9 protein-coding genes are annotated in these 11,638 nt (G+C 57.2%); 7 read left to right on the top strand and 2 right to left on the bottom strand.

Annotated elements, in window-relative coordinates; genetic code table 11:
* Positions 1 to 207: 207 nt before the first annotated feature.
* Together ACVW0B_RS09040 and serA are read right to left on the bottom strand one after the other, a co-directional pair.
* The gene (locus ACVW0B_RS09040) at positions 208 to 1,509 is read right to left on the bottom strand and encodes a bifunctional folylpolyglutamate synthase/dihydrofolate synthase (RefSeq protein ID WP_457491493.1); all 1,302 of its coding nucleotides are present in this window, start codon (positions 1,507 to 1,509) and stop codon (positions 208 to 210) included.
* A 76-nt stretch (positions 1,510 to 1,585) separates the two neighbouring features.
* Positions 1,586 to 3,166, bottom strand: coding sequence for a phosphoglycerate dehydrogenase (gene serA / locus ACVW0B_RS09035; protein WP_011433001.1), 1,581 nt, complete (start codon positions 3,164 to 3,166; stop codon positions 1,586 to 1,588).
* Between the two features lie 233 nt (positions 3,167 to 3,399).
* Here serA and ACVW0B_RS09030 point away from each other — a divergent pair, with 233 nt between their 5' ends.
* From ACVW0B_RS09030 to ACVW0B_RS09000, 7 genes are all read left to right on the top strand, one after another.
* Complete coding sequence (locus tag ACVW0B_RS09030) at positions 3,400 to 4,611, top strand: acetate kinase (RefSeq protein WP_457491491.1); 1,212 nt, start codon at positions 3,400 to 3,402, stop codon at positions 4,609 to 4,611.
* Positions 4,612 to 4,729: 118 nt separating this feature from the next.
* Positions 4,730 to 5,194, top strand: coding sequence for a hypothetical protein (locus ACVW0B_RS09025; RefSeq protein ID WP_457491490.1), 465 nt, complete (start codon positions 4,730 to 4,732; stop codon positions 5,192 to 5,194).
* Positions 5,195 to 5,723: 529 nt separating this feature from the next.
* Complete coding sequence (locus tag ACVW0B_RS09020; RefSeq protein WP_457491489.1) at positions 5,724 to 6,266, top strand: FHA domain-containing protein; 543 nt, start codon at positions 5,724 to 5,726, stop codon at positions 6,264 to 6,266.
* 175 nt (positions 6,267 to 6,441) lie between these two features.
* Positions 6,442 to 8,475 (top strand): FHA domain-containing protein, encoded by a 2,034-nt coding sequence (locus ACVW0B_RS09015; protein ID WP_457491488.1) that lies wholly within the window; start codon positions 6,442 to 6,444, stop codon positions 8,473 to 8,475.
* 258 nt (positions 8,476 to 8,733) lie between these two features.
* The gene (locus tag ACVW0B_RS09010) at positions 8,734 to 9,186 is read left to right on the top strand and encodes a hypothetical protein (RefSeq protein WP_414388642.1); all 453 of its coding nucleotides are present in this window, start codon (positions 8,734 to 8,736) and stop codon (positions 9,184 to 9,186) included.
* Between the two features lie 121 nt (positions 9,187 to 9,307).
* Complete coding sequence (gene ispE / locus ACVW0B_RS09005; protein ID WP_457491492.1) at positions 9,308 to 10,243, top strand: 4-(cytidine 5'-diphospho)-2-C-methyl-D-erythritol kinase; 936 nt, start codon at positions 9,308 to 9,310, stop codon at positions 10,241 to 10,243.
* Between the two features lie 145 nt (positions 10,244 to 10,388).
* Positions 10,389 to 11,570: an RNA-guided endonuclease InsQ/TnpB family protein gene (locus tag ACVW0B_RS09000; protein ID WP_414332259.1), complete on the top strand. Its 1,182-nt coding sequence runs from the start codon at positions 10,389 to 10,391 to the stop codon at positions 11,568 to 11,570.
* The last annotated feature ends 68 nt before the right edge of the window (positions 11,571 to 11,638 follow it).

Raw genomic sequence — 11,638 nt, 5'->3', positions numbered from 1 at the left:
AACTCGGACGTGAAACGCATCAGCGGCGAACCTACTGGCAGGGCGACCTGCTGGCAACCTAGCTCGGTGCCAGGCCCACCACCCTAACCCAATCAGTAGGGGAGTATCTTGATCAAGTGATAGTGGTTGAGAGCTAGTTTTTGTTCATAGCTCCTCTCTCTTTATAAGAGAGTAGCTCAGGTTTTGCATAAGGTTTCACCTGTCAGTTCAACAGGCTAGATCCCATCCCAAACATTCCTGCATCACCTGGCCCAATAGGTACAGGGATCCGCAGATTACAGCTGGTGGCTCAGTGAGGTTTTTCGGCTTGAGCAACTGAGCCCGAAGAGCGGAGAGATTGGGCAGTGCCCGTGCCGAGGCGAGATGAGGCTGCAGAGTCTGGGCTAGCTGAGCAAGTTGCTCGGGATCCGTCCCAGAGTGGCCGGCAATTGGCAGGGCAAAAAAGCAATCTCCCGGCCGCAGCAGGGTGCTGAGAATGCCCTGGACATCTTTGGTGGTGAGGATGCCCACATACCAGGTGAGGGGGCCGGGTTGATGCTTATCCAGATAGCGACGGAGAGCCTGGGCAGCGGGCAAGTTGTGGGCTCCGTCCATCAGCAACTGACGGGATCCAATCTGCACCCGCTGTAAGCGCCCCGGCCAACGGGTGATGGCAAATCCTTTTTCGACAGCGGCATCCGGGATCCGCCAGCCCTGTTGCTGTAGGGTTTCCACAACGGCAAGGGCTACTGCTGCATTGGTGAGTTGTACATCGCCGCTGAGGGGCAAGGTGAGGAGCTGCCCTCGCCAGTGGACGGTTTGAGGCTCTGACCATCGCAGAGGTTCGACCATCTTCAGGGGGCTTCGCAATTGCTCTGCCTTGGCTCGGATAACTGCTGTGACCTCTGGGGTTTGGGGTGCGCACACTGCCGGGATCCCTGGCTTGAGAATGCCCGCCTTTTCAGAGGCAATTTGGGGAAGGCTGTTGCCCAAGCGCTGCCAATGATCCCAGCCGATGGAGGTGATAGCCGTTACCACTGGCTCGATCCCAGCATTGGTAGCATCCAGCCGCCCCCCCAGGCCCACTTCTATCACTGCCACATCCACCTTTTGCCGGCGGAAGTACAGCCAAGCGGCAGCGGTGATAACCTCAAACTGGGTGGGAGAAGCCTCGTCAGGGGCATAGGTTTGTAGGCAGTCCCGCACCTGGGCCAGCGCTTGGCTCCAGTCGTTGGCGGAAATGTATTCCCCGTTCAGCCAAATCCGCTCCCGCCAGTCCACCAAATGGGGAGAGGTGTAGCGGCCCACACGATAGCCTGCCGCCCACAACACGTGGCTGACCCAGGCACAGACAGATCCTTTGCCGTTGGTGCCGGCTACGTGGATGGCCGGGATCCCAGCTTGGGGCTGTCCTAGACGCTGCAGCAAGACTTGCATGCGTTCCAGACTGAGATCCACACCAAAATGGCCCAGGGACTCCAGAAAGGCCGGCCAATCCCAGTCTGGGATCTGGGACAGGGTTAGGGACAAGTTGCTCTGGTTCAAGCAAAGACTCCGTCTTGCCAGGGTAGGTGAGATTTGGGATTTTTTCTAGGGGTCAACAATTCTAGAGGTTCACTACAAAAGCGTCACGGATGCCCGGCTGCTTGAGCACCTCTTCCAGGATCCCATCCGGCAGGGGATCGTCCAAGCTGAGCACCATGACTGCATCGCCGCGGATGATCTTGCGGCCCACTTGCATGCTGGCGATGTTGACATTGTAGGCTCCCAGCAGGGTGCCAATCCGTCCGATGATTCCCGGCATATCCCGGTGCAGGGTCATCAGCATGTTGGCGGAAGGGGGCACATTCACCGGGAACTCGTCGATCTGGGTAATCCGCACCTCTCGCTCCCCAATCAACGCCCCCGAAACCGAGCGGATCCCATTGGGGCCGTGGGCAATCAACGTCAGGGATCCGGAATAATCTTTCAAAGAGGGATCTCGGGTTTCCACCACCCGGATGCCCCGTTCTTTGGCCTCAATGGAGGCGTTGACGTAGTTGACCCGCTCCCGCAGCGCCAGCGTCAAAAGCCCTTTGAGGGCGGCAATGACGATCGGCTGCCCATCTTTTTCCGCCAGATCTCCCTGCAGGCGGATCTCCAACTGGTTGACGCGATCCCCCGCCAATTGGCCAACCAAGTTGCCCAGGGTTTCGGCCAAGTCCAGGTAGGGTCTGAGGTTTTGCAGCACCTCTGCCTGTAGGCCGGGGATGTTCACAGCAGAGCGGGCCGGCAGCCCCAGCAACACATCGCGGATCTGCTCGGCCACATCGATGGCCACGTTCACCTGGGCTTCTTCGGTGGAGGCCCCCAAGTGGGGAGTGAGCAGGACTTCTTTGCCCAGGGAAAACAGCGGGGAGTCCTTCAGGGGCTCATTGGCAAATACATCCAAAGCCGCTCCGGCAATTTGGCCGGATTTCAGGGCTTCGTACAGGGCTTGTTCATCCACCAAACCGCCGCGGGCGCAGTTGATCAGGCGAGCGGTCGGCTTCATCATGCGAAAGGTTTCGGCGTTGAACAGGTTGGTGGTTTCAGGGGTTTTGGGAATGTGCAAGGTGATGTAGTCGGATTCCTGGACCAAAGTTGTGAAGTCCACCAGGCGTACCCCCAGTTGCTCGGCCCGCTCCACGGATAGATAGGGGTCATAGGCCAGCAGCTTCATCCCCATCGCCTTGGCAATCTGGGCCACATGGGATCCAATCCGACCCAATCCGACAATCCCCAGCGTTTTTTTGTAGACTTCTACGCCGACAAACTCTTGCCGATTCCACAGGCCCGACTTCAGAGAGGCATTGGCATCGGGTATGTGGCGGGAGAGGGCCATCATCAAGGCAATGGCGTGCTCGGCAGCGGCAATGGTGTTGCCCTCTGGGGAGTTGACCACCAGGATCCCGGCTTTGGTTGCGGCGGGCACATCGATGTTATCGACACCAACGCCCGCCCGCCCGATGATCTTCAAGTTCGTCCCCGCCTCGATTACCTCTCGGGTAACCCGTGTACCAGAGCGCACCATGATGGCATCGTAGTTGGGGATGACCGCGATCAACTGCTCTGGGGTGAGCTGGGTTTGCACATCCACCTGAGCGACTTGGGAGAGAATGTCGATCCCCGCCTGATCGATGGGATCTGTGACGATGACTCTGGGCATAAGCAGCGTTAGTCCAGTGGGATGGAGGGCAACAGAAGTAGGGGAACAGATTACCCAAAAAATTGGGTCTAAAGCTCCGTCCTACCGCTACGCAGTTCGCCTTGGCCTCAGGAAGCTGCAGGAGGGCTTTAATGCTATGGTCATCCTTAGCGGCAGGGTAGTCAACCGCTCTGTTCAAGCAAGCGGGCTATAGGCCTTAAGCCCAGCAGTGCGAAGGCCAACGAAGACACGCTGTGAATATTCTGGTCGTCAATGCCGGTTCCAGCAGCCTCAAATCCTCCCTATTTCTGACGGTTGAGGGAAGGGTGGAGGCCACGCCCATCTGGCAAGCCCAGGTGGATTTCACCTACAAGCCGGGGGAGGCCCTCATCCAGACTCGTCGGCGAGGCGGTGGGTGGGAATCTTTTCCCTCCGCTTCACCTGAGGGAGGGATCGGCCAACTGGCCCCGCTGTTTCAAAGCCTCTGGCAAGGGGAGGGATCCCTGCTCCCGCAGGCGGCTGAGATCGGCGGCGTCGGCCATCGGGTGGTGCATGGGGGATCCCTGTACCGGCAGCCTACCTTAATTACACCGGAGGTGGAGAGGGCGATTGAGCAATTGATCCCCTTGGCCCCAGCCCACAACCCTGCTGCGCTGGCTGGCATCCGTCTGCTAAGGCAACTGTTGCCGGGGATCCCTCAGGTGGCCGTTTTCGACACCGCCTTCCACCAGCAAATGCCTCTGGCCGCAGCCCTTTACCCCCTTCCCTACGCTTGGGCTGAACAAGGGATCCGCCGCTACGGGTTTCATGGCATCAACCACGAGCATTGCGCCCGTCGCGCTGCCGAGATCTTGAACCGACCCCTGGAGGAGTTGCGGCTGATCACTTGTCACCTGGGCAACGGCTGCTCGTTGGCGGCCATTCGCGGGGGCAGAAGTGTGGACACCACCATGGGCTACACCCCCCTGGAGGGCTTGATGATGGGATCCCGGTCGGGGTCAGTGGATCCGGGCATTTTGATCCATCAGTTGCGCCAGGGCATGAGTGTGGATGAACTGGATCGGATCTTGAACCGAGAATCGGGGTTGAAGGGCGTTTCCGGCCTGAGCAGCGATATGCGGGTTGTGTTGGAGGCAATGGAGGCAGGCCATGCCCGGGCGGAGCTGGCTTTCGATCTGTTTGTCCACCGTCTGCGCAGCCAGATTGGGGCGATGCTCATGAGCTTGGATCGGCTGGATGCGCTGGTGTTCTCTGGGGGGATTGGGGAAAACTCGGCACCGGTGCGGGCGGCAGCCTGTGCAGACCTAGGTTTTTTAGGGATCCAGATCGACCCGGTTTTGAATGCCGGATCCCCCCGCAACTGCGATATCAGCACTTCGGATGCTCCGGTGCGGGTTCTGGTGATCTCAGCCCAAGAGGACTGGTCCATTGCCACAGCCTGCCAAAGCCTTTTGCAAGGGGAATAAGCGAAGGATCCCAGGCTGCTTCTCGCCAGGTTCTCTCCTTTCCGCCCGCTGGCTTGGTGGAGACAAACTCTAGACAATAAGCTCAAAAAAAGAAGACCTTTTGGAGTGGAGGAAAACCATGCAGCGAAGGCATGAACGGATCCCATTGCTGGTGCTGCTGAGCAGTGTTCTGGTGGGGTGTGGGGGTACGACCGGCAGCAGCGATCTTCCGCCCCTGCCACCTCCCATACCTGCTCCATCCCTCACCATTACCGATCTCTCTCCGCGCACCGTCTTGGTGGGGCAAACTCCAACCTTTGTGGTGTCTTTTCGGGTAGAGGCCCCTGCCGGGATCCGGGGTTCCAACGCCTTTTTGGCTTCCGTCACCACCCCACTGGGCAATTTCGTAACTCTGGGAGCTTTTGATGCCGCTCAGTTGCCCGGCTGCTTCGTTGGGGCGACCACCTGCACCGTTACAGGGCTGACCCTGACCCAGAATCGCTTTACCCTCACTCAAACGGGATCCCATCAGCTCACCATCAGTGTGTTCGATCGGCAGGAGCGGCTGGGCAGCGGCAGTTTCACATTTACTGGAGTGCTTTGAAAACGGTTTGGATAAAGACACAGAGGATACTAGTCTTGCAGGATCCCCAGAAACTCAAAACTCACTCTAGGCCCTATCTCTCAGGTGGATTTCTGAGGCTTCCGGCCAAGGGATCAGGCCACCTCGGTCAAACTTGAACGGCCTCGCCGTTCCTGAGGAGATCGAGTTTTGTTGCTTCAAATCGGGTGGGGATAAAGTCGAGTATGTAGTCACTCTAAACATCATGGTCTAAACATCATGAATGAAACCTTTCCGTCTGGCTCCCCTCTCCCTCTGGAAGAGGAGCTGAGGGTGGTCGCGGAAGCGGCGCGGAGCGTTTGGGCACGGTCTCCAGCAGGAATGTAACTCGGAGATCCCAACTCAGGTGATCCGGATCAGCGCAAGCCTTTGGTCAGGGGAGTAGGTTATAGTTATCCAAAAAGATAACAATTTTGACGAAAAAGACATCTTCTGCTTTCCCCAAGCTGACCTTTGGATATGCTGAAGCCGATCTAGGGAATGGAGGCGCTGAACTGTGGAGAATGGGATCGTGTGTCAACTCACTTTAGAATGGACCGAGGCCGACCGGCGCCGATCGCAAACGGTTTCGCCTGTTCCCTCCAAGCTGGTTACCATTGGACGGGATCCCAGCTGTGATGTGGTGCTCAATGACCCAACTCGCTCGGTTTCAGGAATTCACGCCGGGCTTTATTTTGATCCCAAAACCTTAAACTTTCACATTCGCAACTTAACTCGGGATCGTTTGCCTCCTAAGCAGCCCAACCCTGTCTGGGTGAATGGCCGAAAAATAATTCAGGAAGAGCCTGCGCTTGAGGCCAATAGCCAAATTCAGTTGGGGCACATTGTGCTGAGGGTGAAGTCTATAGAAGTGGCCAGGAAGGATCAGGGGGATCTCCTCAGCCGCGGCACTTTGGACACCCTCAAGGTTAAGTGCAGCCGCCTGGAAAACCCTCACTACCTGCCCCCAGAATATCAGGGTCAGAATTGTCCCTACTGTGGACATTTGGTCTTGAGCGCTACCTTGGTGATCCCTCCTCCAGAAGCTGGCAAAGCCCCACAACCTCCTCTCTAGAGGACCAACCCTTTCTATTCTTCTTAATTCTTCTTACAGATCCCAGTGGCTGATCCAAGTCCGTGGGGGATAGAAAAAAGGGATCCCGGGCAAACCAAAAGTGACCTGTGAGGTCGCGCTGTTCTGTGTTTTCTCAATGGCCTCTTCATGATCTTTGTAAAGGTAAGCAGAAGCTATGCAAATTCAACTGAGCTGGGAAGATCCCATCACCGAAGAACAGCAGGAGCTGATTTTCCCATTGCCTCTTGCCTTGGGCAGGGAGCTGGCCCAATTGCCACAGGAATGGCAAGGTCGAGAAGTGGCGCGGGCTGTGTTTGCCAGCCAGGAGATCTCCCGTTATCACGCCCTCGTCTATCTCGGTGAGGATGGCCAGGTCATCTATGAAGATCGCAGTGCCAACGGCAGCCGCATCAATGGGGAAAAAATCCGGCAGGCACGCCGGGTGTTGCAGGGGGGGGAAGTGGTGGAGCTTGGCCCCTACAGCATCACTGTTGGTTTAGTCTCCCCCAGGGATCCCAATGCCACCCTTTTGACCGGCACCCATCGCGGTACCCCTACCCTCCTGCTAGAGCCTCGCACCGACCTGATTCGCCCGGCAACCCAACCCGACACTGCATTTGAGGTTCCCCCGGCTTCCACGGTGGTTTTCGCCCCAGAGCAGCTTCCTGAAGTGCGGGCTGGCTCGGATTTTCCGCCGCCGGATTTGTTTCGAGCTGAGCAAATTGCCCTGAGCGCCCTCAAAGCCACCGGACTACCTGTGGAAGAGACCCTCTATTTGGCCTTGGGCGGCGGTATCGGCAGCTTTGTCTGGGTGGATACCCTGCGCATCTACGGGGTCAGACCGGAACACATCCGCGTCATCAGCATTGCCCGCAAACCCTACGAACGGTATGAACGGCTTTTGACCAACTGCCAGATCCCCCGCTGGAAGCGAATTCGCTCTGGCTCCGATTCTTGTCCAGACAACATTTGGGGCTGGCCTGGCTATGCTCTGCGGGATGCTTGGCGTTCCTTTTTCTCCGGCCGATTGTTGGAAGCATTCGGCTTTTTGTGGCAGGTATTTAGTGAGCCCTTGTTGGCAGATACCTATACGCCGCGGGCGGGGGATGTATTTGCCTCAATGGATCGGGAGGCAGCCCGAATTGGTTGGGAGCAAATGTTGTGTTACGGCCATATTCGCGCCATTCGCAAAACGGAGGATGGGCGATATGTGGTGGCCTATTCGGCAACGCGGCCCGGCCATACGGATCACCGTTTTATGGTGGCCAAGTATCTCCATTTGGCAACTGGATATCCGGCCATCAAGTTGCTCAACGACCTGCAGGAGTTTCGCGAAAAAACAGGAGATTTGAGATCGGTGGTACACGGCTATGAGCCTCATGATCACGTTTATGAGCAGTTGGAGAAACAAGGTGGCACCGTCCTAATTCGGGGATTTGGGATCGTCGCCTCTCAGGTGATGGAACGCCTTTACGAAGCCCGCAAAGTCAACCCCCGCATCTCGGTGGTGCATCTGAGCCGTGCGCCCAAAAGCGGTAATCGCTTCGGACGAGCCAAACGGGCAGTGGATAACCATTGGGAGTTTCAGCCCTTCAACTGGCCCAAGGGCACTTGGGGAGGAGTTCTGCGTGCCAAATTGGAAGCGGCGACCCCCCTGGAACGGCGCGAACTGCTGGAAGCTTGGGGCGGCACCACGACAGCAAGTCGGCGGAAATGGCGGCGGATCGTGCGGCAAGGGTTGCGAGAGGGCTGGTACTCGATTGTGTTCGGCAAGGTGGAGTCGGTGGTTCCCGGCGACAAGGGTAAGCCGGTAACCTACATTCGAGGTACCCACAACAACACGCAATTAAAGGTGGAGGCCGATTTCGTTATCGACTGTACGGGTTTGGTTTCGGATCCCATGACCAATCCTCTCCTCAACGATCTAATTACCCACTACAACCTGCCCCTCAATCCTCACGGGCGCTTGCATGTCTCCAACGACTTTGAGCTGGTGGAGATGCGCAACCGGGATGGGCGAATGTACGCCGCTGGGATCATCACCTTGGGCGGGCCCTATGCGCCGGTGGATACGTTTTTGGGTTTACAGTACTGTGCCCATCGCTCGGTGGAACACCTGGCTCGACTGCGGGCACCGGGGGTCAAAGGCTTAGAAGGGATCCGATCCCTGTGGCAATGGTGCAAGTGGGCCCTAAACATCAGCCCCTAGCTTGCCGACATTGGGCAACGCTTCTGGATTTTGTGAGATGTTTTTGGTTATCAACGCTGTCCCACACGTAAAACATTGGCGGCACACCATGGCCATTCCCCATCGCGCTAGCCTCATGAAAGTGGCGTTGCGTTGATCCCCAACTCTTCTATACCAAAGGGAGAACGGATGGGGGTGAGGGCCAGAAGATTCTCTCAAACAGACCGGGAGCGACACGGATCCTGATGATCTCGATAGGCAAAACTGCTGGAGGAAAAGATGACTCCGACCCTGATTGGCCGCTGGCAAACTCGCATTTTCTTATTGGCCACCGTTGGTGTTTTGGCAAGTTTACCCTTTTATTTTGGGATCACTGGACATGGCGGCAGCCTCACCTATTTTTGGGTATTGCTCTACGTAGGTCTGTTTGGCTGTGTTTGGGATGTCGTTTATAACTATCTGATGGGGTGGATGTGGGATCACGATTGGCCTGGGATCCTTCAGCTTTTGGCCGGCATTTGGGAAGGGCTTTTTTTGGGTACAGTCTTGAAGGTGGTGGGTCTTCCTTATATCCCAACCCAACGGTTTGACTTGGGAGATTTTATTCTCCACTACAGTGTGGTCTGGGTTTGCCTTTACCTCAGCGCTTGGGTGGTAATGCGCATTTTGTTTCCCCGCTGGCGCTTTCGCGGTGGAGAGTGGCTGGGGCCATGGCCGCGCTCCGGCAGCTAGAAAGGGGATCCATTGCCGTTAGAATCGGGCTGGGAGACCTCCCCGGATAAGTCTGTGTTTTGATCAGGTCTGTACAGGCTAAGGGGAGTTGAGACTTGTTGCTGACCCAGATTTTCACCCCATGCAAGCCTGTACCCTGATTGCCCGCGCCAAGATCAACCTCTACCTGGAAATCCTCGGCTCCCGTCCTGATGGGTATTCAGAGGTGGCGATGGTGTTGCAGAGCATTCATTTGGCGGATCGACTGCAGTTGAAGAGCCGTCCTCACGGGATCCACCTCACCTGCGATCGCCCAGAAGTGCCCACAGATGCCCGCAACCTCGCCTATCGAGCGGCTGAGCTGCTGCAAAAAGAGTGTCACTCTGCCGCTGGCGTGGAGATCCACATCGAAAAGCACATTCCGGTGGCAGCAGGCTTGGCGGGGGGCTCGGCTGATGCGGCAGCGGTTTTGGTGGGGTTGAACCAACTGTGGGGGCTGGGCCTGACGGTGGGAGAGTTGCAGAGCTTGGCAGCCCGTCTGGGATCCGACATTCCCTTCTGTGTCCAGGGGGGAACGCAACTGGCCACCGGGCGCGGGGAAGTTTTGGAGCCGCTGGCCGATTGGGAAGGGATCCCTGTGCTACTGGCCAAGCCCAAGCACCTGGGGGTTTCGACTGCCTGGGCCTATCAAGCCTTTCGTTCTCGCCGGGAGATCTTGGGAGCGACTGCCCCATCTGAACCCGCGCTGCCCACCTTGCCGCAGGCGTTGGCGGCTCTCAGCCGTCAGGATCCGCCGGCGTTAGCCAGGAGTTTGCGCAATGACTTGGAACAGGTGGTTTTGCCGGAGTACGCGATTGTAGGGGAACTGCGCCAAGCTCTTCTCTCGGCGGGGGCCCTGGGATCCCTGATGTCGGGGTCAGGGCCAACGGTCTTCGGAATCATGCCCAGCCTGGAGCTGGCCGCCCAAGTGCGCAACACCCTGCGTCACCAGTTTCAGGATGTAGAGTTTTGGGTGACGCAGTTTGCCCCCACCGGGATTCTGCTGCAGCCGGATCCCTGTGGCCTCAGTCCTACCTAGGTTGTCGACTGGATGGGCTGAATGCGGGATCCCCACCTGACCTTCTCTATCCTCCCCTCCAGTTGACCAAAAAAACTGGGTTACAAGCCCCGCCCTTCTAGGGCGGCTTTTGTAAGATGCTATTAGACAGGAAAGGCAACTTTGCATGTACCTTGTCCGCAAGCTCAAGCTAGGCGTCTCAGAGCAACTGCAGCTGTTGAGCAGGGCAGCAGGCGAGCTGTACTCAAAAGTGCTCGTTCACTTTTGGCGGGTCGTCCGCAAGAAGGGATTGTGGTTAAAGCCTTCCACATTCATGCGTTGGTTTCCCAACGACCCTGAGAATACACTTCATGCCCACAGTGCAGACGCAGTAGTGCAAAGCTTCTTTGCCTCTCTCAAGTCCTGGCGGGAACGCCGCAAAACCGACCCCAACGCCCGTCCACCTCGACGCCGTCGGTACTTCTACAAAGTCCAGTGGAAATCTTCAGCCATCCAAGTCGTCAATGGGAAGCTGCGATTGTCGAACGGGAAAGGCAAGGAGCCCCTGATTGTTAACTGGGCTTGGGATACGCCTGTTTGGGTAGAGATGGGCTGGGATGGCCAGCAGTATGAGCTGAGGGCTTGCTACAAGGTGGGGGATACGCCGCCGGAAGAAGAGGGGGAAGAGAGCAACGTTGCCGCTGTGGATTTGGGTGAGATTCACCCCGCAGTCGCTCATGAGGGGGGACAAACCTACATCGCCAATGGCAGGCTGCTGCGCTCCAAAAGGCGCTACCAGAACAAGCTGCAGGGCAAGCTAGCTCGACTCCTGGCGCGCAAAAAGCGGGGCTCTCGGCGGTGGAAGCGGCTAGTTCGCTCTCAACGTTTGCAGCTCAAGAAGCTGCGCAATCAAATTCGGGATATTCTGCACAAGCAGACAACCCGATTGGTCTCCACGCTCCACAAGCGAGGCGTGCAGACAGTTGTGATTGGCGACCTTCGGGATATCCGGATGTCTGCCAACTACAACAAAAAGGCGAATCAGAAGATCCACCAGATGTTGCATGGTCAAGTCCGGCATCTCATCACCTACAAAGCTGAGCGGTTGGGGATGAGAGTGGTACTGCAAGATGAGCGGTACAGCTCTCAGGAGTGTCCTGTTTGTGGACAGAGAAACAAGCCCAAAGGTCGTGTGTACAGGTGTGGGTGTGGGTTTGAGTTCCATCGGGACGGGGTGGGGGCAATTAACATCCGCAGGAAGTATCTGGGCTCCGGCCCAGTAGTTGGGGCCATGGCATCCCCCATAGGGTTGAGGTTTCAGCCTCATGCCCTGTGTAGCTCAGTCGGTAGGAGCAATTCTGCTGGCTGAGAAAGCATCCCCGTCCTTTAAGACGGGGAGTATGTCAAATAGTAGGATGAGCACCTGAACTTAACCTT

This window comes from Thermostichus sp. MS-CIW-23 (assembly GCF_054059455.1).
This window is presented reverse-complemented; position numbering and strand designations above follow the sequence as displayed.